Annotated in this window: 21 protein-coding genes; 13 read left to right on the top strand and 8 right to left on the bottom strand. The window is 61.6% G+C overall.

The features are described from left to right. Positions 1-128 precede the first annotated feature (128 nt). Together CER19_RS27240 and CER19_RS27235 are read left to right on the top strand one after the other, a co-directional pair. Positions 129-554: a DUF2231 domain-containing protein gene (locus CER19_RS27240; RefSeq protein WP_116668649.1), complete on the top strand. Its 426-nt coding sequence runs from the start codon at positions 129-131 to the stop codon at positions 552-554. Beyond that, a complete protein-coding gene (locus CER19_RS27235; RefSeq protein ID WP_116668648.1) occupies positions 551-1843 on the top strand; it encodes a sorbosone dehydrogenase family protein in 1293 nt (430 codons plus the stop codon). The genes CER19_RS27240 and CER19_RS27235 overlap by 4 nt, the downstream gene beginning before the upstream one ends. A 30-nt stretch (positions 1844-1873) precedes the next feature. Here CER19_RS27235 and CER19_RS27230 read toward each other — a convergent pair whose 3' ends face one another. Next, positions 1874-2782: a LysR substrate-binding domain-containing protein gene (locus CER19_RS27230; protein ID WP_116668647.1), complete on the bottom strand. Its 909-nt coding sequence runs from the start codon at positions 2780-2782 to the stop codon at positions 1874-1876. Positions 2783-2874: 92 nt separating this feature from the next. On the opposite strand from CER19_RS27230, the gene CER19_RS27225 reads away from it, so the two are divergent. Both CER19_RS27225 and CER19_RS27220 read left to right on the top strand, forming a co-directional pair. After that, on the top strand, positions 2875-3852 hold the full coding sequence (locus CER19_RS27225; protein ID WP_116668646.1) for a DMT family transporter: 978 nt from the start codon (positions 2875-2877) through the stop codon (positions 3850-3852). Next, positions 3849-4694 (top strand): alpha/beta fold hydrolase, encoded by an 846-nt coding sequence (locus CER19_RS27220; RefSeq protein WP_116668645.1) that lies wholly within the window; start codon positions 3849-3851, stop codon positions 4692-4694. The genes CER19_RS27225 and CER19_RS27220 overlap by 4 nt, the downstream gene beginning before the upstream one ends. On the opposite strand, the gene CER19_RS27215 is transcribed toward CER19_RS27220, so the two are convergent. Both CER19_RS27215 and CER19_RS27210 read right to left on the bottom strand, forming a co-directional pair. Beyond that, a complete protein-coding gene (locus CER19_RS27215; protein WP_116668644.1) occupies positions 4681-6084 on the bottom strand; it encodes an MFS transporter in 1404 nt (467 codons plus the stop codon). The two genes, CER19_RS27220 and CER19_RS27215, sit on opposite strands and share 14 nt — an antisense overlap. A 143-nt stretch (positions 6085-6227) precedes the next feature. Continuing rightward, on the bottom strand, positions 6228-6758 hold the full coding sequence (locus CER19_RS27210; RefSeq protein WP_116668643.1) for a GNAT family N-acetyltransferase: 531 nt from the start codon (positions 6756-6758) through the stop codon (positions 6228-6230). A gap of 306 nt (positions 6759-7064) precedes the next feature. Between CER19_RS27210 and proP the strand changes: the two genes are divergently transcribed. Next, positions 7065-8567, top strand: coding sequence for a glycine betaine/L-proline transporter ProP (proP, locus tag CER19_RS27205; protein ID WP_003190871.1), 1503 nt, complete (start codon positions 7065-7067; stop codon positions 8565-8567). A 53-nt stretch (positions 8568-8620) separates the two neighbouring features. Continuing rightward, the gene (locus CER19_RS27200) at positions 8621-9127 is read left to right on the top strand and encodes a GAF domain-containing protein (RefSeq protein ID WP_116668642.1); all 507 of its coding nucleotides are present in this window, start codon (positions 8621-8623) and stop codon (positions 9125-9127) included. Here the strand turns inward: CER19_RS27200 and CER19_RS27195 are convergent. Then, complete coding sequence (locus tag CER19_RS27195) at positions 9102-10025, bottom strand: AraC family transcriptional regulator (RefSeq protein WP_116668641.1); 924 nt, start codon at positions 10023-10025, stop codon at positions 9102-9104. The genes CER19_RS27200 and CER19_RS27195 overlap by 26 nt on opposite strands. Before the next feature lie 163 nt (positions 10026-10188). Here CER19_RS27195 and CER19_RS27190 point away from each other — a divergent pair, with 163 nt between their 5' ends. Then, positions 10189-11211, top strand: a complete 1023-nt coding sequence (locus CER19_RS27190; protein ID WP_116668640.1) for an alpha/beta hydrolase — start codon at positions 10189-10191, stop codon at positions 11209-11211. Beyond that, positions 11208-12398 carry an MFS transporter gene (locus CER19_RS27185; protein ID WP_116668639.1) on the top strand — a complete coding sequence of 397 codons (1191 nt, stop codon included), beginning with the start codon at positions 11208-11210 and terminating at the stop codon, positions 12396-12398. Before CER19_RS27190 ends, CER19_RS27185 begins: the two co-directional genes overlap by 4 nt. Here CER19_RS27185 and CER19_RS27180 read toward each other — a convergent pair. Further along, positions 12391-13212, bottom strand: coding sequence for a helix-turn-helix domain-containing protein (locus tag CER19_RS27180; protein WP_014718649.1), 822 nt, complete (start codon positions 13210-13212; stop codon positions 12391-12393). The two genes, CER19_RS27185 and CER19_RS27180, sit on opposite strands and share 8 nt — an antisense overlap. Before the next feature lie 102 nt (positions 13213-13314). Between CER19_RS27180 and CER19_RS27175 the strand changes: the two genes are divergently transcribed. Beyond that, positions 13315-14526 carry an MFS transporter gene (locus CER19_RS27175; protein WP_003190861.1) on the top strand — a complete coding sequence of 404 codons (1212 nt, stop codon included), beginning with the start codon at positions 13315-13317 and terminating at the stop codon, positions 14524-14526. A gap of 130 nt (positions 14527-14656) precedes the next feature. On the opposite strand, the gene iolG is transcribed toward CER19_RS27175, so the two are convergent. Both iolG and CER19_RS27165 read right to left on the bottom strand, forming a co-directional pair. Next, positions 14657-15661 carry an inositol 2-dehydrogenase gene (iolG, locus tag CER19_RS27170; protein ID WP_116668638.1) on the bottom strand — a complete coding sequence of 335 codons (1005 nt, stop codon included), beginning with the start codon at positions 15659-15661 and terminating at the stop codon, positions 14657-14659. A gap of 43 nt (positions 15662-15704) precedes the next feature. Then, the gene (locus CER19_RS27165; protein ID WP_116668637.1) at positions 15705-16730 is read right to left on the bottom strand and encodes a LacI family DNA-binding transcriptional regulator; all 1026 of its coding nucleotides are present in this window, start codon (positions 16728-16730) and stop codon (positions 15705-15707) included. A 124-nt stretch (positions 16731-16854) separates the two neighbouring features. Here CER19_RS27165 and CER19_RS27160 point away from each other — a divergent pair, with 124 nt between their 5' ends. Genes CER19_RS27160 through CER19_RS27150 form a run of 3 tightly spaced genes read left to right on the top strand, consistent with a single transcriptional unit; the run spans position 16855 to position 19790 of the window. Beyond that, on the top strand, positions 16855-17700 hold the full coding sequence (locus tag CER19_RS27160; RefSeq protein WP_116668636.1) for an SDR family oxidoreductase: 846 nt from the start codon (positions 16855-16857) through the stop codon (positions 17698-17700). Further along, the gene (locus CER19_RS27155; RefSeq protein WP_116668635.1) at positions 17700-18824 is read left to right on the top strand and encodes a phytanoyl-CoA dioxygenase family protein; all 1125 of its coding nucleotides are present in this window, start codon (positions 17700-17702) and stop codon (positions 18822-18824) included. Before CER19_RS27160 ends, CER19_RS27155 begins: the two co-directional genes overlap by 1 nt. Positions 18825-18866: 42 nt before the next feature. Then, a complete protein-coding gene (locus CER19_RS27150) occupies positions 18867-19790 on the top strand; it encodes a sugar ABC transporter substrate-binding protein (protein WP_116668634.1) in 924 nt (307 codons plus the stop codon). Between the two features lie 50 nt (positions 19791-19840). Here CER19_RS27150 and CER19_RS27145 read toward each other — a convergent pair whose 3' ends face one another. After that, positions 19841-20155 (bottom strand): DUF2834 domain-containing protein, encoded by a 315-nt coding sequence (locus CER19_RS27145; protein WP_116668633.1) that lies wholly within the window; start codon positions 20153-20155, stop codon positions 19841-19843. 191 nt (positions 20156-20346) lie between these two features. Between CER19_RS27145 and CER19_RS27140 the strand changes: the two genes are divergently transcribed. Beyond that, positions 20347-22056 carry an amidase gene (locus tag CER19_RS27140; RefSeq protein ID WP_116668632.1) on the top strand — a complete coding sequence of 570 codons (1710 nt, stop codon included), beginning with the start codon at positions 20347-20349 and terminating at the stop codon, positions 22054-22056. Positions 22057-22169: the final 113 nt, after the last annotated feature.

Genomic DNA, 22169 nt, shown 5'->3' with positions numbered 1-22169 from the left:
CCAGGTACATCTGCCAGGAAACATCTCCATCTCTCAATGAACTTTCTTACAAATGCCATGCTCCTTTCCTATGCGAAGTCAGCGCGCCCTGAGTCCAGGGTGCAGAACGATAAGGAGCCGCCACCGACATGACTACCCTCCCCACTTACCCCGTCGTCAGGCCTGGGCCGTTGCATGGCTCTTTGCTTGCCGGCACCGTGCCGTTGTTTCTCGGGGCCTTGCTCAGTGATATCGCCTACGGCCAGACCTACCAGATTCAATGGGCCAATTTTGCCTCCTGGCTGATCGCCGGAGCGCTGGTGTTCTGTGGTTTTGCCCTGCTGTTTGCGTTGGTCAACCTAGTGCGTGCCGAACATAAGGGCGGGCGCCCGGTGGCGTACTTCCTGTTGTTGCTGGGCACTTGGGTGCTTGGGCTGGTGAACGCCTTTCAGCATGCCAAGGATGCCTACGCCATGATGCCTGCTGGCTTGGTGCTGTCGGCGATTGTCACCGTGCTGGCGATTGTCGCCACCTGGATCGGCTTGACCAACCTGCGCTCAGGAGCTGCCCGATGAAACCACTCAACACACTGACCCTGCTCAGCGCCGCCCTGTTGCTGAGTGCCTGTGGCGGCGAAGGAGACAAGACCCAGGCGCGCGGCCCTGACCCCAAACTGCCCGAGCAACAAAGCAGCCTGTTGCCGAGCATGAAGATTGCCGAGCCCACCCCGTGGGGCGATCAAAAACCCAAGGTGCCCGAAGGCTACAGCGTCACCGCCATCGCCACCGACCTTGCGATCCCGCGCCAGACCCTGGTGTTGCCCAACGGCGATATCCTGGTGGCCGAAGGCCGAGGCGGCAGTGCGGCCAAGCTCAAGCCCAAGGACGTGATCGCCAGTGTGATCAAGGCCCAGGGCAACACCAAGGTCAAGGGCGGCAACCGCATTACGCTGCTGCGTGACGCCGACGGTGACGGCACCTATGAACTCAAGACGGTATTCGCCGACAACCTCAACGCCCCCTCCGGCCTGGCATTCGCCGACGGCAAACTGTATGTGGCAACCCAGGACGCACTATTGCGTTTTGACTACGCCGACGGCCAGACCAAGGCCAGCGCCCCGCCTGTCAAAGTTACCGACCTGCCGGCGCAGATCAACCATCACTGGACCAAGTCATTGGCCGTAAGTGACGACGGGCTTCAGCTGTATGTGGGCATCGGCTCCAACAGCAACATCACCGAACGCGGCATGGAAGTGGAGATCGACCGCGCAATGGTCTGGCAGATCGATGCGGCCACCGGTGCGCATAAGCCCTACGCTACGGGCCTGCGCAATCCGACGGCGCTGACCATCCAACCGGGCTCCGGGCAACTGTGGACCGTGGTCAACGAGCGCGATGAACTCGGCCCCGACCTCGTTCCGGACTACCTGACGTCGGTGCGTGAAGGTGCCTTCTACGGCTGGCCGTACAGCTACTGGGGCCAGAACGTCGACCCTCGCGCACAACCGCAGAACCCGGCCAAGGTGGCTGCGGCGATCAAGCCCGATTACAGCCTGGGCTCACATGTGGCCGCGTTGGGCGTGGATTTTTCCATCCCTGCCATGGGTGAAAAATTCGCTGACGGCGCGTTTGTCGGCGAGCACGGCAGTTGGAACCGTGACAACCCAGTGGGCTACAAGGTGATCTTCGTACCGTTCAGCAACGGCAAGCCGGCGGGCGAGCCCATCGATTTTGCCACCGGTTTTCGCGGCGACGACGGCAAGACCCGTGGGCGTCCAGTGGGGGTGACGGTAGACCCCAAAGGCGCGCTGATCATTGCCGACGACTTGGCCAATACGATTTGGCGCGTCACGCGTAACCAATAACCGCAGATGACAGGGGCTGCGACGCCCCTGTCAGCCGTCACTCTGCAATTGTGCGTCAAGCCAGGCCAACAACGCCGTAACCTCCTCCCGACTGCCCGCCCCTTGCTGCTTGTAGACCGAAATAGCCTCGGGCAAAAACACGCTTTCAGCACAAGGCCGCACCAGCGCCCCACTCTCTATCAGCCGGCTTGCGGTACGACGCCAACCCATGGCGATACCGTGCCCTTCCACGGCGGCTTGCAACATCAGCGGGTAGCTGTCGAAGGTGGCACTGCGCACATCCCTGGCCAACGTGTGGCCGAACATCTGCAGCCACTCATCCCATTCCATCAAGTGCGGAGGCTCGGAGCTGTGGTGCAGAAATGTGCAGGGCTGTAATTCAGTCAGCGGTAACGGTTGTTCCGGGCAGAGATAGCCGGGGCTGCACACCGGGAACACTTCGTCGGAGGCGGTGAACATCAGCGTATGGCTGCCACTGGCGCGCCGGGTACTTTGCAGGGCCACATCGAAATGCCCGTCGAACTGGGTGATCGGCCGCGTACAGGTCACCACCTGGATCTCGATCTGCGGGTATTGCTGGTGGAAGGTCGCCAGACGCGGCATCAACCAATAGAACGCCTCGCATAGTTGACACAGCAGTACCACGCGATTGCGCTGCGGCGATGTTCTCAGGCTGACCGCGCCCTCACTGATGCTCTGCAAGGCCTGGCTGACCACCCGCCCCAGCTCACGCCCTTCTTGCGTCAGGAACACCCCACGGTTGCGCCGAGAAAACAGCTTGACCCCCAGGTTGTCTTCCAACCCGCGGATCTGCCGACTGACAGCCGCCTGGGTGATGTGCAACTCATCGGCCGCCTTGGAGAAACTCTCCAGGCGCGCCGCCGCTTCAAACGGCAACAAGCTGGCCAGAGGCGGTAAGGTTTTGCCAAGTGCATTCATAATCTGTGGTTATGCATCCAAGGCTGAAAACTCGTTTGTAGCACAGCCGCAGCGCTGGGCACCATGAATCTCTCACTTCATGGATCAGCCTGATGACCACCGCCCGCGCCTCACTCTTTACCGGTGTGACATTTGCCGTTGTCGCCACCCTGGGGTGGGCGCTGAACTTCATTGCGCCCTACGTCACGGGCGTCTACAGCCTCTACGACCTGATGGCCGTACGGTTCCTGATGGCCGGTGGGCTGGGCATCGTCTGGATGATGGTGTGCAGGGCGCAATTGAGTGCACTCAGCACCAGCCAGTGCCTGCTAGCCGCAGCACTGGGCGCGCTGGGTTGCCTCGGTTATGGCGTTTGCATTGCTGGCGGTGTGATGTTCGGCGGCCCGGTGCTGACGCCAGCGTTTGTCGGCATGGTCCCGGTGCTACTGGCGTTGATAGGCAACGCCAGTCACAAGACCCTGCACTGGCGCCAGTTGGTGATGCCGTTGTCCTGCCTCACAGTGGGGCTGTTGCTGGCCACAGTCAGCAGCCTCCACCTGCCCGGCACCGGTTCCTGGCTGGCGGGGTTGTGTTTCTCGCTGGGCGCAGTGGCCTTGTGGCTGGGGTTCAGCGTCATCAATCAGCAGCAACTGGCACGCCTGCCAGCCAGCGCAACTGGCCTGTGGACCGCCTTGATGCTAGTAGGCGCAGGAGGCGCGGCGCTGTGCCTGCTGCCGTGGATATACGCGCTGGGCGTGTTCCGATTGCCGACCCTTGGTGCGGCGTGGAACCAGGCATGGCCGCTGTATGCCTGGAGCCTGGGCATCGCGGTGATGTCAACGGTGGTCGGCGCCTGGGCCTGGAACGCGGCAACGCAGCGCCTGCCCATGGTACTGAGTGGCCAATTGATTGCCCTGGAATCACTCTTCGCCAGCCTGCTCGGTCTAGGCTTTCACCGGCGCTGGCCGACGCCAATGGAAGCCGTGGGCCTGGCTGCCGTGCTCGTCGGCGTGGTCATGGCGGTTCGTATCCTCCTGGCGCCGGCAACACCCGCCACACCCCATCAGACCTTAGGGGAGATTCAACCATGACCCATTCAAACGACGCACTGGCACTGCCCCACACCTTTGACTTCCACACTCAAGCCGTGCGCTGGGGCCAGCTAGGTACCCAGGGGCCGGCGCTGGTGATGGTGCATGGCACGCCGTTCTCTTCCCATGTGTGGCGGCGTATCGCGCCCTTGTTTGCCCAGCAGTACCGCGTGTTCTATTACGACCTGCTTGGCTACGGCCAGTCTGAACAGGCGCCGGGCCAGGACGTGTCTCTGGGCGTGCAAAACCTGTTGCTCGCCGCACTGCTACACCATTGGGGCCTGGAACGCCCCCACGTGCTGGCCCATGACTTTGGCGGCGCCACGGCGCTGCGTGCGCATCTGCTCGATGGCTGCGACTATGCCAGCCTGACCTTGATCGACCCCGTCGCCATGGCGCCCTGGGGTTCGCCGCTGGTGCAGCATGTGCGCCGCCATGAGCAGGCCTTCAGCGAAGCGCCGGCCTATATTCATCAGGCGATTGTGCGGGCCTATCTACAGGGCGCCGCCTTCACGCCGTTGCCTGCCGAGGTGCTGCACGCCTACGTCACGCCCTGGACAGACGAGATTGGCCAGCCCGCCTTCTATCGCCAGATTGCACAGATGGACCAGCGCTATACCGACACGATTGAAGACCGGCTCGCCGAACTGCGTTGCCCGGTGCAACTGCTCTGGGGCGAAGAAGACCAATGGATCAACGTGGCACAGGGCGACGCGCTCGCAGGTAGATTAGGTGCACGCTACCTGCGCGTCCCGCGTGCGGGGCATCTGATGCAAGAGGACGCGCCCGAGGTCATCGTCGCTGCCTTAATGACCTTTCTAGCTAGCGTCACAGATCAGTGATTTCCTTGTGGCGCGGCACCAGCGTCTTCATCACGCTCCAGGCCACCAGGTAAGCCAGAGCGCAGATGGCAAACATGATCATGTAGCCGGTATGGATGTCGTTGATGGACTTGTAATAGTCGAACACCCAACCGCCGATCTTGGTCATGAGCACGCCGCCCAGGCCACCGGCCATGCCGCCAATGCCGACCACCGAAGCCACGGTTTTCTGCGGGAACATATCGGACACGGTGGTGAAAATGTTGCATGACCACGCCTGGTGTGCCGAAGCGCCCACACCGATCAGCAGCACCGGCACCCAGAAGCTGAGGTAACCCAGTGGCTGCGCCAGCAACACCACCAGCGGGAACAGTGCAATCACCAGCATCGCTTTCATGCGCCCGTCATAGGGGGCATCGCCGCGCGCCATGAAGTAGCTGGGGAACCAGCCGCCGCCAATACTGCCGACCATGGTCATGCTGTACAGCACCGCCAGCGGCATCACGATATCGGCGCCTTTCATGCCGTATTGGGCGGACAGGTAAGTCGGCAACCAGAACAGGAAAAACCACCAAACGCCGTCGGTCATGAACTTGCCGAAGGCAAACGCCCAGGTCTGGCGGTAGGTCAACAGTTTGAACCAGGAGACTTTCTTCCCTGCGGTGCCCGTCGGGGCCGGGGTAAACGGTTGTGCGGTCTGGTCGCTGCGGATGTAGGCCAGTTCCTCAGGTGACAGGCGTTTTTGCTGTTCCGGTTTTTCGTACACGGCGGCCCACACGGCTACCCAGACAAAACCCAGCATACCGATGACCATAAACGCCGCCTCCCAACCCCACAGGCCGGCAATCAGAGGGACACAGATCGGCGCCAGGATCGCGCCGACGTTGGCGCCGGAATTGAAGATACCGGTGGCCAGGGAGCGTTCTTTCTTGGGGAAATACTCGGCAGTGGCCTTGATCGCGATCGGGAAGTTACCCGCTTCGCCAATCGCCAACACCGCCCGCGACAGCATGAAGCCGGCGATAGACACCGGGATCACCGCCAGGCCAATGGCACCACTGACGGCTGCGATACCCTCGCCCATCGGCACCGCAAACGCATGCATGATCGCGCCGGTGGACCAGATACCAATCGCCACCACGTAGGCGGCCTTGGTGCCGATCTTGTCGACGAAGCGCCCGGCAAACAGCATGGAAATGGCGTAGACGAACTGGAACACCGCCGCGATGTTGGCGTAATCGGTGTTGCTCCAGCCAAACTGCGTCGAGAGTTGCGGCGCCAACAGGCTCAGCACCTGGCGGTCGAGGTAATTGACCGTGGTCGCGAAAAACAGCATCGCGCAGATCGTCCAGCGATAGCTGCCGACCGCCTGGCCGACACGAAGGGCACTGATGGGCTCGTTCAGATTCATGGCATCACTTTTTATTTTTGTTAGATAGGACATATGTAACGTCATATGTCGTCGTACAACTATGAGTTTTATAGCGAGACGCACACGGGGTGTCAATCGCAAAGATTGCCGCTTATCCAGGATTTACGTGAAATATAAAAATGTCAGCTCTGCGCAGTTGTAGGATGACAAACCCTGAGCACTAGGCTGGGCGCTTGACCGGGGACATCATCGAGCAGGCCAAAGCGTTGCATGCCGAGTTTCTCAAGTACGCGGATCGACGCCGCATGATCGGGCCGCACCAGGCCGAAGACTTCCGGTAAAGACAGGGTGTCGAACGCCAGCGCTAGGGCATCCCGCCCCAGCTCAGTGGCATAGCCCTGCCCCCACGCCTCGACGGCCAGGCGATAGCCAAGGTTGATGCGCCGCTGCGTCAGATAGTTTAGTGGCGCAATGCCGCCAAACCCGATGATGTGTTCGGGGGCCTCTTTTCGGGCAATTGCCCACCAGCCGTAGCCGTGGGTGGTCCACTGTTGAATCCAGTGATCCAATAGCCGTTGTGCCGCCTCGAGGTTGGGCAGCGGGCCGGCAGGATTGAACAGGTTGGTTTGGGGATCGCCGAAGATCGCGAACAATCGCTGAACGTCTGCGGCCCGTGGTTGGCGGTAGGTGAGGCGCGAATGGCTGCTTGGCATATGAATGACTTCCCTGTTTTGCCTGACTGACAATGACACCCCCCTGTGGGAGCGGGCTTGCCCGCGAAAGCGGAGTGTCAGTCACTGAATCTTCGACTGAACCACCGCTTTCGCGGGCAAGCCAGCTCCCACATTTGATCTATTTTGCCGGTAGCCATGCATCGGCCTCCAGGACCAGGCATTTTTACCCCCGGGAGAAAAAATACACAAAGCGGTGAATTATTTCGTGTCCACTTGTATCTGAACTGACAGAGCGGTGCCATCGCAGCGATGGCACCTCCCCTGTTCAGCTTTTGAGTGGCCCGCATGAAACTACGTAAAAAACGCGTCAAACCCATCGGATTGAAAGACATCACCATTGTCGACGACAACAAGATGCGCAAGGCGATCACCGCTGCCGCACTTGGCAATGCCATGGAATGGTTCGACTTTGGCGTCTATGGCTTTGTCGCCTATGTGCTGGGCAAAGTGTTCTTCCCCGATGCCTCCCCCAGCGTGCAGATGATCGCTGCACTGGGCACCTTCTCCGTCCCCTTCCTGATTCGCCCGCTGGGCGGCCTGTTCTTCGGCGCACTGGGCGATAAGTACGGGCGGCAAAAAGTCCTGGCCGCCACCATCGTGATCATGTCCCTGAGCACGTTCGCCATCGGCTTGATCCCCGGCTATGCCTCCATTGGCATCTGGGCGCCGATACTGTTGCTGCTGTGCAAAATGGCCCAGGGTTTCTCGGTGGGCGGCGAGTACACCGGCGCGTCGATTTTCGTGGCTGAGTACGCCCCGGACCGCAAGCGCGGCTTCCTTGGCAGTTGGCTGGACTTCGGCTCCATCGCCGGTTTCGTCCTCGGCGCGGGTGTGGTGGTGTTGATCTCCACCGTGCTCGGTGAAGCAGAATTCGAGGCCTGGGGCTGGCGCCTGCCGTTCTTCCTCGCCCTGCCCCTGGGCATCATCGGCCTGTACCTGCGCCACGCGTTGGAAGAGACCCCGGCGTTTCAACAGCATGTCGACAAACTCGAACAGGGTGACCGCGAAGGCTTGAGCCACGGCCCTAAAGTCTCGTTCAAGGAAATCGCCACCAAGCACTGGCGTAGCCTGCTGACCTGCATCGGTATCGTCGCGGCCACCAACGTGACCTACTACATGCTGCTCACCTACATGCCGAGCTACCTGTCCCACAACCTGCACTATGCCGAAAACAGCGGCGTGCTGATCATCATCGCGATCATGGTCGGCATGTTGTTCGTGCAGCCGTTCATTGGCTTTGTCAGCGACAAGATCGGCCGCAAGCCGTTCATCATCGCCGGCAGCATTGGCCTGCTGTTCCTGTCGATCCCGGCCTTCATGCTGATCACCAGCGGCAAGACCGGCCTGATTTTCGGCGGTCTGTTGATTCTGGCGGTGGTGCTGAACTTCTTTATCGGTGTGATGGCTTCGACCTTGCCGGCAATGTTCCCCACCCACCTGCGCTACAGCGCCCTGGCCAGCGCCTTCAACGTGTCGGTACTGATCGCCGGTGTTACGCCGACCGCCGTGGCCTGGCTGGTGGAGAGCACCAACAACCTGTATATGCCCGCCTATTACTTGATGGTATTCGCAGTGGTTGGCCTGATCACGGGCCTGACCATGAAGGAAACCGCCAACAAGCCCCTGCGTGGCGCGGCCCCGGCAGCTTCTGACATGGAAGAAGCCAAGGAGCTGCTGCAGGAGCATCACGACAATATCGAGCAGAAAATCGAAGACATCGACGCCGAGATTGCCGCGCTGCAAACCAAGCGGGAAAACCTGGTACAGCAACACCCGCGCATCAATTAATAACCTGACTGTGCGTGGTCGCGGCCTGCGCCCACGCCATTGGAGCGTTCAGCATGGTTTCAAGCGTCACCGCCGCACACAGGTTACTCAGCGCAGACGAGCGCGCCGCCATTGCCGAAATTGAAGCAACCACCAACATCCTCAAGCTGGTCACCCGTCTGACCGGGATGAGATTCGCCGGCATCGCCAAGTTCACCGACCAGGAATGGATAGTGTGTTCGGCCTACGACCCGCTGCAAATGGGCATCAACGTCGACGACGTACTCGACCTTGAAACCACCCTGTGCAGTGAGTTCTGCATCAATCCGCACACCCTGTTCATTCCCCAGATCAGCCATAACGGCCGCTTTGCCTCGCGCCCGGTGGTCAAGCAATACGCCATCGAAAGCTATGCCGGCGCGCCGATCTTCCTGCCCGATGGCCGCCTGTTCGGGGCGCTGTGCGCGCTGGACTCACGGGCCATGCTGTTCGACGACCCGAACCTGCCGGAAACCCTGAGCCTGTTCGCACGGCTTATTGGCTGCATCTTCTACGCTAATCTGACCCCGGCGGATCACTGACACCCGCCCGGCCCCGCAGTGTTGCCATATCACGCTTGGGCGGCACCCCGAACAGCCGGCTGTACTCACGGCTGAATTGAGACGGGCTCTCATACCCGACTTTGAACGCGGCACTGGAGACATCCTGGTGCTCGTTCAACATCAATCGTCGTGCTTCATTCAGACGCAGCCATTTCTGGTATTGCAGCGGGCTCATCGCGGTCAGTTGCCGGAAGTGATGGTGAAAGGTCGCCGCGCTCATTTGCACCCGCGCTGCCAGTTCTTCCACACGCAAGGCCGCGTCGAAATTCAACTTCAACCAGTCGATGGCCTTGGCAATCCGATAGCCCTGCCCGTCCACCGAGCAGATCTGGCGCAGTCGGCCGGCCTGGTCGCTTTTCAATAGCCGGTAATGTATCTCGCGCTGGATCAGTGGCGCGAGTACTGGGATAGCCTCGGGCTCATCCAGCAACGCCACCAGGCGCGCGAATGCGGCCAGCATGCCGTCGGTGACCGTGCCGATCCCCACGCCCTTCATGACCGCACGCTCACGCACCGGCGGCAAGCCACCCTGGGCGATCAGCTCGGCGAGCATGCGCAGGTCCAGCTTGAACGTCAGCCCCAGGCACGGCTGCTCGGGGCTGGCCGCCAGCACCTCGGAATTGGCCGGGATATCCAGCGATGTCACCAGGAACCGGGAAGTGTCGTAGGGGTAGCCCTCGCCACCGACCCACAACTGCTTCTCGCCCTGGGCCACCAGCACGATGCACGGCTCAACCATGCACACCACCGGCGCAGCGGGTTGCTCACGCCGATAAAAGCCCAGGCCGGAGATCGGCATGGTGTAGTCGCCGGGCGACGGCGTGCGCGAACCAATCGAGTGAATCAGCGCGTTCAATGGGGTGGGAGTGGACGTCATGACAGACCCTTTCAATGCTTCATTGCACTTTACTCGCGCAAGCCACGGGCGTCGTCACCTGGCACTGAAACTCAGAGGATCAGGCAAGTAATCCACTCAAATGCACTACAGAAGCCCTGCCGTCACCCGGAAAATGTGCGGACACTTCACGAGGAACATCCCTATGAAACGCCTCTTGCTCGCTCTGGGTTTACTGGTGAGTTCTCTTTCTTCATTTGGAGCCGATATGTCTAACGGTGCGGATAACTTCTACAGCAGCGACACAGTGACGGCCGAGCCTGTCACCTTCAACAATCAATACGGCATGCAGGTCGCAGGCACGCTGTTCGTGCCCAAGCACCTTGCCCCAGGCTCAAAGCACGCAGCCCTTGTCGTTGGCCACCCGATGGGCGCCGTAAAAGAGCAAAGCGCCAACCTCTACGCCACCAAAATGGCTGAACAGGGTTTCGTGACCCTGTCCCTGGACCTGTCGTTCTGGGGCCAAAGCGCCGGCACACCACGCAACGCGGTATTGCCCGACCTCTACGTGGAAGACTTCAGCGCCGCCGTGGACTTTCTGGGCACTCGCCCACAGGTCGACCGGGAACGCATTGGTGCCATCGGCATTTGTGGCAGCGGTAGTTTTGTGATCAGTGCTGCGAAGATCGATCCGCGTCTGAGGGCAATCGCCACCGTCAGCATGTACGACATGGGCGCGGCCAACCGCAATGGCCTCAAGCACGGCATGACCTTGCAACAGCGCCAGCAGATCCTGCGCCAGGCCGCCAACCAGCGCTATGTAGAGTTCCAGGGCGGCGAAACCCTCTACACCGGAGGCACGCCGCAGAGCCTCACCGGCGACCCGGTCGGCGACGAGTTCTACGACTTCTACCGCACCCCGCGCGGCGAAGTCACCCCGGCGGGCGCCTCATCGCAAACCACCACCCGGCCGACGCTGACCAGCAACGTCAAGTTCATGAACTTCTACCCCTTCAACGATATCGAGACGATCTCGCCGCGCCCACTGCTGCTGATTACCGGGGCCAACGCGCACTCCCGGGAATTCAGTGAAGACGCCTATCAACGCGCCGCCGAGCCCAAGCAATTGCTGGTCATCCCCAACGCCGGCCATGTAGACCTGTACGACCGCGTCGAACTGATCCCCTTCGACAAGCTCACCACCTTCTTCCAGAGCCACTTGCAGTGAGGTCCGTTACCCCTCAATCGCAACGCTGGGGCGCGGTACTGGCGATGTCGCTCGCGGCGTTTGCCTTGGTCGCCTCCGAGTTCATGCCCGTCAGCCTGCTGACCCCGCTGGCCGCTGACTTGCACATCACTGAAGGCCAGGCTGGCCAGGGTATTTCCGTGTCCGGGGTGTTTGCCCTGCTCACCAGCCTGGTGATCGCTGCGGTTGCCGCGCGGATAGATCGCAAGCGCCTGCTGATGGCCTTGACCCTACTGATGATCGTCTCTGGCAGCGTGGTGGCGTTCGCACCGAATTACGCGGTGTTCATGTTCGGGCGCGCGTTGATTGGGGTGGCGATTGGCGGCTTCTGGTCACTGTCGGCGGCCACGGCAATGCGCCTGGTCGAGCCCGCCCAAGTGCCAAGGGCCTTGGCCATCGTCAACGGTGGCAACGCCCTGGCGACGGTGATCGCGGCGCCGCTGGGCAGCTTTCTCGGCGGCCTGATTGGCTGGCGCGGCGCATTTTTTTGCGTGGTGCCGGTGGCCGTGATTGCGCTGGCCTGGCTGTGGCTGAGCTTGCCGGCGCTCAAGCACAGCGGCACGGCGGCCACCGGCAATGCGCTGCGCCTGCTGAAAAACCCCAAGGTGGCCTTGGGCATGTGCGCTGTCAGCCTGTTCTTCATGGGCCAGTTCATGCTGTTCACTTACCTGCGGCCGTTCCTGGAAGGCGTGACCCGGGTCGAGGTGTCCACCCTGTCGCTGATGCTGCTGGTACTTGGCCTGGCCGGCCTGGCGGGCACGGTATTGATTGAACATTTGCTCAAGCACTACCTCTACCCGACGCTGATTGCCATCCCGTTGATCATGGCGGGCATCGCCCTTGCACTGGTGGGGCTCGGCGGTTCGGCGATTGTCACCACCGTGCTGTTGGGCTGCTGGGGCCTGGTAGCGACAGCCGCACCGGTTGGCTGGTGGACATGGCTGGCACGCACCTTGCCCGACGACGCTGAGGCCGGTGGGGGGTTGATGGTCGCCATCATCCAGTTGGCGATTGCCGCCGGCGCCACCGTCGGTGGTGTGGCATTCGACTTGAGCGGTTATCAGGCCACCTTCGAGCTGAGCGCCGCCTTGCTGGTAGTCGCCACGCTGCTGGCTTACCTGGCATCCCGGCGCCCTGCTCACGCGCCCATGGCAAGCGGCACTACTTGAAAAAATGACTCGGCGTTTTGCCAAACTGTTTCTTGAACATACTGGTAAAAGCACTGGGGCTTTCGTAGCCCAGTTCAAACGCCACATCGATGATCTTCTCCCCCACCGCAATACGCTCCAGCGCCAGCAGCAACCGCGCCTGCTGGCGCCATTGGCCGAAGGTCATGCCGGTTTCCTTGCGGAACAGGCGCTGAATGGTGGTTTGGTCCAATCCCAACCGCGCACTCCAGTCGGCGACGGTGGAGGCGTCACTGGGTTCATCCTGCAACGCCAGACAGATCGGGCTCAGCCGCGGGTCGGCAGGCTGGGGCAGCGACAGCGGCAAGGCCGGGAGAATGGCCAGTTCGTCAAGAATCAGGTGCATGATCCGCGCGTCGCGTGAATCCTCGGCATACGGCGGCTTCAAGCTCACCGAGGCCTTGATCAGTTCACTCAGCAACGGCGAGACCGTCACGGTCTTGGGCTCGGCCGGCAGGTTCGGGAAGCTGTCCGGGCGCACGAACACGCTGCGCATTTTCAGTGTACCCACGCAGCGCAGTGAGTGAACTTGACCGCAAGGCATCCAAAAGCCACGATTGGGCGGCACCGTCCATTGCCTCAGGGCCGAGTACACCACCATCACACCGCCAATGGCGTACAGCAGTTGGTGCTTGTTGTGGCTGTGTTCGGGGATCACCCAGTTTTCGGGGTAATCGGTGGCCGAGCTGATGACGGCCCAGTCGCCCTCATCGATTTCTCGCAGAAATTTATCCAGTGATTTGATCATTTCGCCCTTTTTGCGATGGTTTCTGCCCGAATTGCGCGAGACAGGCATTGGCGCCGAATCTAGCATAAACGCCGAGTCCACATGGAGTGGCGGTTCACATCACCGTCGCCCGCCTCCACGCCTGTCAGCTGCCTTGTACGGAATGCCCGCATGTCCACAGTCACAGCGTCACCCGCCGCACCTTCGACCAGCCCGCAAGTAAGCCCCTTAGTCATGCGCGTCCTGGGCGCCTGTGCCCTGGCGCACCTGATCAATGACTTGATCCAGGCTGTGCTGCCATCGATCTATCCGATGCTCAAGGCCAACTACGGCCTGAGCTTCACCCAGGTCGGCCTGATCACCCTGACCTTCCAGTTGACCGCCTCCCTGCTGCAACCGTGGATCGGCTACCACACCGACCGCCATCCCAAACCCTGGTTATTACCAGCGGGCATGGTGTGCACCTTGATCGGCATCTTGATGCTGGCCTTTGTCGGCAACTTCCCGGCGATATTGCTCGCGGCGGCGCTGGTGGGTGTGGGCTCATCGACCTTCCACCCAGAAACCTCCCGCGTCGCACGCCTGGCTTCCGGCGGGCGCTACGGCCTGGCGCAATCGACCTTCCAGGTCGGCGGCAACACCGGCAGCGCTTTCGGCCCGCTGCTGGCGGCGGCGATCATCATTCCCTACGGCCAAAGCCACATTGCCTGGTTCGGCCTGTTTGCGGTGTTCGCCATCCTGGTGCTGTACGGCTTGAGCCGCTGGTACCGCCACCACCTCAACCTGTTCAAGCTCAAGCAAGGCAGCCAGGCGACCCACGGTTTGTCCAAAGGCCGCGTGACCTTCGCCCTGGTGGTATTGGCCGTGCTGGTGTTTTCCAAATACTGGTACATGACCAGCCTGACCAGTTACTTCACGTTCTACCTGATCGAAAAATTCCAGCTGTCGGTAGCCAGCTCGCAGATGTACCTGTTCCTGTTCCTCGGCGCAGTGGCCGTGGGCACCTTTGCCGGTGGCCCGATCGGCGACAAGATCGGCCGCAAGAAAGTCATCTGGTTCTCGATCCTCGGCGCCGCACCGTTCACCCTGGCCCTGCCCTACGTCGACCTGTTCTGGACCGCCGTACTCAGCGTGGTCATCGGCTTTATCATCGCCTCGGCGTTCTCGGCCATCGTGGTGTTTGCCCAGGAACTGGTGCCGGGCAATGTGGGCATGATCGCCGGAATATTCTTCGGCCTGATGTTCGGCTTCAGTGGGATCGGCGCGGCGCTGCTCGGGATGCTCGCCGATCATCACGGCATCGAGTACGTGTACAAACTGTGCTCGTTCCTGCCGCTGGTGGGCATCCTCACGGTACTGTTGCCGTCGACCAAAGGCGTTTGATCGAAAGCCGTCATCACCTTCTGTAGGAGCGAGCTTGCTCGCGAAAAACTCACAAGCGCCGCGTTTATCCAGAAAGCACGCGTTATCGTTGACGTTTTTCGCAAGCAAGAACTAGGCGTCCCCCTCGCTCCTACAGGTTATGACTGACCCTCACACTGCGCCCGGTCTTCACCGACTCCAGCGCACAATCAGCCAGATGCAACGCATACAAACCATCGCGCATACTGGTGGGCAACTCGCGCCCCTCATTCAGCGCATCGATGAACTGCGTCAGCTCATTGCGATACGCATCCGCGTAACGCTCAAGGAAAAAATGCTGCAACGGCTCTAACGCTTCGGTGTGCTCAGCGCTCCAATGGCGTACGGTGCTGGGCCGGTGATTGTCGGTCAGCAGCACGCCGCTGGCGCCGGAAACTTCTACGCGCTGGTCGTAGCCATACACCGCCTGGCGGCAGCAGTTGATATGGCATTGTTTGCCCGAAGCGGTACGTAGCAGGACCATGACGCTGTCGTAGTCGTCGATCTGCTCCAGGGTCGGGTCCACCAGGCGGCTGGCGAAGGCGCTGACATCTACGGGTTCCTCGCCGAGCAAGTGGCGAGCAGTGTCAAAGTCATGGATGGTCATGTCGCGCAGGATCCCGCCAGAGTGTTCCAGGTAGTCACGCGGTGCCAGGCCAGGGTCGCGACTGGTGATGATCACCTGGCGCACGGCGCCGATCTGGCCGGCGTCCAGCGCCTGGCGCAGGCGCAGCATGTCGGGGTCGAAGCGCCGGTTAAAGCCAAGCATTACCTTGCCGCCCTGGCGCTCCACGGTTTGCGCCGCGCTGCGCGCCTTGGCGATGTCCAGGTCGATGGTTTTTTCGCAGAGCACCGCCTTGCCCTGGGCCACCGCAGCCAGCAACAGGTCGATGTGGGTGTCGGTGGGCGTGCCGATCACCACCGCATCGATGTCCTCGCGGCTCAGCACGGCGGCGCAGTCATACGCGGCGTCACACCCTAACTGAGTGCTCAAGGCATCGACACCTGCGCGCCAGGGGTCGGCCACCAGCACCAGCGTGGCATTAGGATGGGCGGCAACGTTGGCGGCGTGGATCTTGGCGATGCGCCCGGCACCTAGAACGGCGATACGTAGCATGGTCGAACTCCTGGATTATTATTGGATAGGGTGTTTCAGCGCTTCAGTCCGGCAGGTTGAACGGCGTGACGATCTGCACCTGTGACGGCGCAATCGGCCCGGCCTTCCATAGCCGGTGGTATTGCAGGATGTGCAGGAATACGTGGCGGGCATCGATCTGCAGGTTGTGATCAATGATCGCCGCGACTTTTTCTTCGCGCAGCAGTTGGCGGTTTTCTTCGTCAAGGTCGTGGCCGATGAATACCTCCAATGGGCGGTCCTGCGCGGCAAACGCGTCGACAATTGCGCGGTTGCCACCGCCGACGCTGTACACCGCCTTCAGCCCGGGATGCTGGTGCAAGGCTTGGGTCACTCGTTCAAAGGTGCGCTCATACACGCCGTAGCCGCCGCTGATATCCAGTACCCGCAGGTGCTCGGCGCGGCCACGCAGCCAGGCACGAAAACCCATCTCGCGCTCTTCTTCACCGCGGAACAATTCGCTGCCAATCACCACTGCCACGTCCTGAGGATCGGTCGGCAGCCAGCGCGACATCAGGTAGGCAGCGGTCTGGCCGGCCGTGCGATTGTCCATGCCCACATAGCCGATGCGCTCGCTTTGGGGCAGGTCGGTGACCAAGGTCACCACCGGAATGCCGGCCGCAATCAGCTGCTTGACGGCCAGGTTCACCGCCGGTTCATCCGCAGCCTTGAGCACCACACCCTGGCTGCCCGTGTCGAGGCAGCGCAGCAGTTGGTCGTGCATGGCCTGGGGCTCGATCTCCTCGAACAGGTGAAAACGTGGCGCGATGCGAAACGGTGCCAGGCTGGCCAATTGGCCAACTATCGCCGCCTGCACCGCCGCGCTGAAACGCTGGGGCGTGTGCATGATGACGTCCACATGGAAGGTGCGCCCCACGGCCAAGCCATTTTTTTCCTGGGATTCCAACTCCTCCAATGCCTGCTCGATACGCCGCCGGGTCTGGGCATGCACGCTGCCGCGCTGGTGCAGCACGCGGTCCACCGTGGCCTTGCTGACGCCAGCCTGGGTGGCGAGTTGCTTGATGGAAAAATGTTTTGCGCGTTCGAGCATGGGTTTCGCCTGAGGTGTATTTGAGGTCTTTTTTGGGCGTTACTGAGGTTTTGCAATGCTAATCTCAGTTTTGCCTGGCGTCGAGCCGGGCCAGCAAAACAATAAAAATTCCAGGAGAACCCTCATGCTCCACACCGATCTTGCGACCTCGTTCAGCGGCCAATACTTTGTCGTGACCGGCAGCACCCAGGGCCTCGGCGCGGCGGTGGCCCATACCCTGGCTCGCCGTGGTGCGGCCGGGCTGATCATTTGCGGGCGTCGCCGTACCGAGGGCGACGAGCAGGTTCGCCAACTGGCACAGTTGGATTGCCAGGCGTTTTTTGTCGAGGCCGACCTGGAAAAGGTCGAGGACTGCCGCGCAATCATCGAAGCGGCGCGCGTCCATTTCGGCACCTTGCACGGCTTGGTGAACTGCGCCGGCATGTCTGACCGTGGCACCATTCTCGACACCTCGCCGGAACTGTTCGAGCGCTTGTTTGCGGTGAATGTGCGGGCGCCGTTTTTCTTAATGCAAGAAGCGCTGAAGCTGATGATCAGCAGCGGTGTTGAGGGCGCGGTAGTCAATATCCAGAGCGTTACCGGCCATGGTGGGCAGTCGTTCTTGAGTGCTTATGCGGCGTCCAAGGGCGCGCTGGCGATCCTGACCAAGAACGTCGCGTTCAGTGCCTTGCGCAACCGCATCCGCGTGAATGGCCTGAACATCGGCTGGATGGACACGCCCCACGAGGATCAGATCCAGCGCCAGTACCACGGCGCCCAGGACGGCTGGCTGGCCGATGCCGAACGCACCCAACCGTTTGGGCGCCTGCTCAAGCCCGAAGAGGTGGCGCGCAGCGTGGCATTTTTGCTGTCCACTGAGTCGGGAATGATGAGCGGCGCAGTGATCGACCTGGAACAAGGCGTGGTCGGCTGCACCGACAGCAGCACCCCACAACCTCACCAGGCCCTGAGCCTTCCAGGAGGTATGTGATGTCGGCTTTCGTAACCGGCGACGCGGTGCACCTGGCCGACTTCAGCCGGATCTGTGCGCAGCGCACCAACGCCAGCGACTACCCGCTGTGCCTTGAGGTACAAGGCAATGTGCCGATCTATCAGGCCCACACCTTGCGCAACAGCGACCGCCTGGTCGTCATGAACGAACTGCATCACCTGTTCCGTGACGGGCCCGGCGTAATGGTGGTGCGCCAAGCCTATGAAGACCTGGAAGTGGTGGACCGCCACAGCCAGGTCTTCGACGCGATCTTTGCCCATGAAGCCGCCCAGGGCGTGGCCGCCGATCACTTTGCCAAGGCCGGCAGCAATGGCAGGATCTGGAACGCGCTGCAGAAGGCGGCCTTACAGTCCCCCGAATCCTTTGCCGAGTACTACGCCAACCCTCTGCTGGGGCTGATCGCCGAAGCCTGGTTGGGGCCGGGCTTTCAAGTCACGGCGCAAGTCAACGTGGTGCATCCAGGTGGCCAGGCGCAGCAGCCGCACCGTGACTATCACCTGGGTTTCCAGACCAACGATGTGATCGAACGTTTTCCGCTGCCGCTGCATGCGCTGTCCCAACATCTGACGTTGCAAGGTGCTATCGCACACTCGGACATGCCGCTGGAAACCGGCCCCACCCAGCTGCTGCCCTTTTCCCAACAGTACGCCTTGGGGTACCTGGCGTGGCGACGCACGGACTTTATCGACTACTTCCAGCAACACGCGGTGCAATTGCCGCTGAACAAGGGCGACTTGCTGTTCTTCAACCCAGCGCTGTTCCATGCCGCCGGCACCAATCGCACGGCCGATCGCCAGCGCACGGCCAACCTGCTGCAAATCTCCTCGGCGTTCGGCAAGCCAATGGAAGCCATCGACCGCGACCGCATGATGCTGGCGGTGTATCCGGTGCTGCTCGCCAACCCCAACCTGGATGCCCACGCCGTGGTCGCCTGTACCGCAGACGGGTACTCCTTCCCCACTAACCTCGACACCGACCCACCCTTGAGGGGCCTGGCCCCGCAAACCGGGCAACAACTGATGCTGCAAGCCCTCGACGAACGCTGGCCGTGCTCGGACTTCGCCGCCGCCGTGGCGCAGCTGCGGGCCAAACGCCAAGCGTGAACCGCCCTGCTTTGACAACAACAAAAACAACGGAGCACAACCATGAAGAAGCAACTCCTTGCGGCACTGTTAGTCCTTGCGTTCAGCCCTTGGGCGCTGGCGGACATTCGCATCGGCGTGAGCATCGCCCAGGTAGACGACGTATTCCTCGCACAAATGCGCGACTACATGGCCGCCCACGCCAGGGAACTGCCCGATGTCACCCTGCAATTCGAAGACGCCCAGGGCGACGTGGTGCGTCAACTCAATCAGGTGCAAAACTTCACCGCCCAAGGCATGGACGCGATTATCGTCAACGCAGTGGACACGGCCGCCACCCAGAAGATGACGCTCAATGCCCAGCAGGCCAAGATTCCGCTGGTGTACGTCAACCGCCGTCCGGAGTTCAAGGAGGTGCCAGCGGGCGTGGGCTATGTCGGTTCGGACGAGATCAAGGCCGGCGAAATCCAGATGCGCTACCTGGCCGAGAAAATGGGCGGCAAGGGCAACCTGGCGATCATGCTCGGGCTGCTGTCCAACAACGCCACCCATAACCGCACGCTGGGGGTGAAGACCGTGCTAAAGGACTACCCCGACATCAAAATCATCGAGGAACAAAGCGCCGATTGGCAGCGCGGCAAGGCGATTGACCTGATGAACAACTGGATCGTATCCGGGCGCAAAATCGATGCCGTGGCCGCGAATGCCGATGAAATGGCGATTGGCGCGGCCATGGCTATCAGCCAGGCAGGCATGCAGCCAGGCAAGGACATCCTAGTGGCCGGCAGTGACGGCGGCGCAGCTGGATTGGACGCGGTGAAAAAAGGCCAGCTGTTGGTCACGGTGTACCAAGACAACAAGGGCCAGGCAGTGGGTTCCATCGACCTGGCAGTGAAGATGGTCAAGCAGCAGCCGTACACGGCGGAACTGACGATTCCTTATCAGCAGATCACCAAGGACAACTACCAAGCGTTCCTTAATCCCTGAAGACCGCGCACTACTCATGGCAAGGGAGCTTGCGCCCTTGCCATACAGGCTTAGTTGAGCGCTCGCCGAGAAAACCCATTAACCACGATATAGAGCAACGGCCCTACCGACACAAATACTGCCGTCAGCACAAAGTACGGCAACACCGAGCCTATCGACCGCCCTCTCCCACGCGCATCCCGGTACATCCACACACACGCCAGCACCGCCATCAGGTACAGGTCAATCACCACCTGCGCCGTATCGGGCCTGGACATCAGTTCCCATCCAAATGCCAACAGTGACTGCTCGGCCGTGAACATGGTCGCCACGGTATAGACGGTAAATCCCAGCAAGGCCGCCAGGGCGATATAAGGTTTTTGCATGGTCTCTTCCTTGAAGTGCAACGTTAATCAGCGCGGTCACCTTAGCGATAAGAGGCTGCCGCTCGCAATCCTGCTGACGTCTTTCTCGAGATGTCCTGCGCGCCGCCTACGCGAAGTATGCCGCGCTGGTTTTGTGAAATATCTGTACGTAGACTGCCGCCATACCCCCAATTGAAGGCGGCGAAAAAAACGTGATGCAAGTTACTGAAGTCTCCATTGCCCAATTGCGCGCTGCGCTTGACGCCGGCCAGACCACGGCAGTTGAACTGGTGCAGGCGTACCTGGCGCGGATCGATGCCTACGATGGCCCGCAGACGGCCACTGCACTGAACGCCGTGGTGGTACGCAATCCCGAGGCGATCAACGAAGCCCAGGCGTCCGATGCGCGCCGCGCCAAGGGGCAAACCCTGGGGCCGCTGGATGGCATTCCTTACACCGCCAAGGACAGTTACCTGGTCAAGGGGTTGACGGCTGCATCCGGCAGCCCGGCGTTTGCCAAGCTGGTGGCCCAGCGCGATGCCTTCACCATTGAGCGTCTGCGTGCCGGTGGCGCTATCTGCCTGGGCAAGACCAACATGCCGCCGATGGCCAATGGCGGTATGCAGCGTGGCGTGTATGGTCGCGCCGAAAGCCCCTACAACGCCGACTACCTCACCGCGCCGTTTGCTTCGGGCTCCTCCAACGGTGCCGGCACCGCCACCGCCGCGAGCTTTGCCGCCTTCGGGCTGGCAGAAGAAACCTGGTCCAGCGGTCGCGGCCCGGCCTCCAACAATGGCCTGTGTGCCTACACGCCTTCGCGAGGGGTGATTTCGGTGCGCGGCAACTGGCCGTTGACCCCGACCATGGACGTGGTGGTGCCCTATGCGCGCACCATGGCCGACCTGCTGGAGGTGCTCGACGTCGTGGTGGCCGAAGACCTGGACACACGTGGCGACCTGTGGCGCCTGCAACCCTGGGTGCCGATCCCCAGCGTCACCTCGGTGCGCCCGGCCTCGTACATTGCGCTGGCAGCCAGTAGCGAGAGCCTGGCCGGCAAGCGCTTTGGCGTGCCGCGTATGTACATCAACGCTGACCCGGATGCTGGCAGCAGCGAAAAACCCGGTATCGGCGGCCCGACCGGGCAAAAGATCCACACCCGCGCCACGGTGATCGAACTGTGGCAAGCCGCGCGCCAGGCATTGGAAGCGGCGGGTGCCGAAGTGATCGAAGTGGATTTCCCGCTGGTGTCCAACTGCGAAGGCGACCGCCCCGGCGCACCGACGGTGTTTACCCGTGGCCTGGTCTCCAAAGAGTTCCTCCACGATGAGCTGTGGGAACTGTCTGCATGGGCCTTCGATGACTTCCTGCGCGCCAACGGTGACCCTAGCCTGAACCGCCTGGCCGATGTGGACGGGCCAAAAATCTTCCCTCACGACCCGGGCACCCTGCCCAACCGTGAAGACGACCTGGCCGCCGGCATGGACGAATACGTGCGCATGGCCCAGCGCGGCATCACGCCGTGGGACCAGATCAGCACCGTGCCCGATGGCCTGCGCGGCCTGGAGCAAACCCGGCGCCTGGACCTGGAAGACTGGATGGACACTCTAGGGCTCGACGCCGTGCTGTTCCCCACCGTGGCCGACGTAGGCCCGGCGGATGCCGATGTGAACGAAGCCTCCGCCGACATTGCCTGGAGCAACGGCGTGTGGGTGGCTAACGGCAACCTCGCCATCCGCCACCTGGGCGTGCCCACTGTCACCGTGCCGATGGGCGTGATGGCGGACATCGGCATGCCGGTGGGGCTGACCTTCGCCGGGCGTGCCTATGACGATTCGGCGCTGTTGCGCTTTGCCTCGGCGTTCGAAGCCACCGGCAGCAAACGGATGATCCCGCCGCGTACGCCACCATTGGCAGCCAGCTAAACGCGGTCACCTGTGGGAGCTGGCTTGCCTGCGATGGCGGCCGTTCAATCGACAGAGATGTCGAATGTGCCGCCCACAGGTAACTACGATGCGAAGCGAGCCGCTCTTGATCT

Origin of the sequence: Pseudomonas sp. GL93 (genome assembly GCF_003408955.1) — a bacterium.
Taxonomy (GTDB): domain Bacteria; phylum Pseudomonadota; class Gammaproteobacteria; order Pseudomonadales; family Pseudomonadaceae; genus Aquipseudomonas; species Aquipseudomonas paracarnis.
The sequence above is the reverse complement of the archived record's forward strand: the minus strand, read 5'-3'. Positions and strand labels throughout refer to the sequence as shown.

What these genes read in the sequence shown, in the direction of transcription:
- CER19_RS27240 (WP_116668649.1), top strand. Translation starts at nt 129, where the DNA reads ATGACTACCCTCCCCACTTACCCCGTCGTCAGGCCTGGGCCGTTGCAT.
- CER19_RS27235 (WP_116668648.1), top strand. Translation starts at nt 551, where the DNA reads ATGAAACCACTCAACACACTGACCCTGCTCAGCGCCGCCCTGTTGCTG.
- CER19_RS27230 (WP_116668647.1), bottom strand. Translation starts at nt 2,782, where the DNA reads ATGAATGCACTTGGCAAAACCTTACCGCCTCTGGCCAGCTTGTTGCCG.
- CER19_RS27225 (WP_116668646.1), top strand. Translation starts at nt 2,875, where the DNA reads ATGACCACCGCCCGCGCCTCACTCTTTACCGGTGTGACATTTGCCGTT.
- CER19_RS27220 (WP_116668645.1), top strand. Translation starts at nt 3,849, where the DNA reads ATGACCCATTCAAACGACGCACTGGCACTGCCCCACACCTTTGACTTC.
- CER19_RS27215 (WP_116668644.1), bottom strand. Translation starts at nt 6,084, where the DNA reads ATGAATCTGAACGAGCCCATCAGTGCCCTTCGTGTCGGCCAGGCGGTC.
- CER19_RS27210 (WP_116668643.1), bottom strand. Translation starts at nt 6,758, where the DNA reads ATGCCAAGCAGCCATTCGCGCCTCACCTACCGCCAACCACGGGCCGCA.
- proP (WP_003190871.1), top strand. Translation starts at nt 7,065, where the DNA reads ATGAAACTACGTAAAAAACGCGTCAAACCCATCGGATTGAAAGACATC.
- CER19_RS27200 (WP_116668642.1), top strand. Translation starts at nt 8,621, where the DNA reads ATGGTTTCAAGCGTCACCGCCGCACACAGGTTACTCAGCGCAGACGAG.
- CER19_RS27195 (WP_116668641.1), bottom strand. Translation starts at nt 10,025, where the DNA reads ATGACGTCCACTCCCACCCCATTGAACGCGCTGATTCACTCGATTGGT.
- CER19_RS27190 (WP_116668640.1), top strand. Translation starts at nt 10,189, where the DNA reads ATGAAACGCCTCTTGCTCGCTCTGGGTTTACTGGTGAGTTCTCTTTCT.
- CER19_RS27180 (WP_014718649.1), bottom strand. Translation starts at nt 13,212, where the DNA reads ATGCCTGTCTCGCGCAATTCGGGCAGAAACCATCGCAAAAAGGGCGAA.
- CER19_RS27175 (WP_003190861.1), top strand. Translation starts at nt 13,315, where the DNA reads ATGTCCACAGTCACAGCGTCACCCGCCGCACCTTCGACCAGCCCGCAA.
- iolG (WP_116668638.1), bottom strand. Translation starts at nt 15,661, where the DNA reads ATGCTACGTATCGCCGTTCTAGGTGCCGGGCGCATCGCCAAGATCCAC.
- CER19_RS27165 (WP_116668637.1), bottom strand. Translation starts at nt 16,730, where the DNA reads ATGCTCGAACGCGCAAAACATTTTTCCATCAAGCAACTCGCCACCCAG.
- CER19_RS27160 (WP_116668636.1), top strand. Translation starts at nt 16,855, where the DNA reads ATGCTCCACACCGATCTTGCGACCTCGTTCAGCGGCCAATACTTTGTC.
- CER19_RS27155 (WP_116668635.1), top strand. Translation starts at nt 17,700, where the DNA reads ATGTCGGCTTTCGTAACCGGCGACGCGGTGCACCTGGCCGACTTCAGC.
- CER19_RS27150 (WP_116668634.1), top strand. Translation starts at nt 18,867, where the DNA reads ATGAAGAAGCAACTCCTTGCGGCACTGTTAGTCCTTGCGTTCAGCCCT.
- CER19_RS27145 (WP_116668633.1), bottom strand. Translation starts at nt 20,155, where the DNA reads ATGCAAAAACCTTATATCGCCCTGGCGGCCTTGCTGGGATTTACCGTC.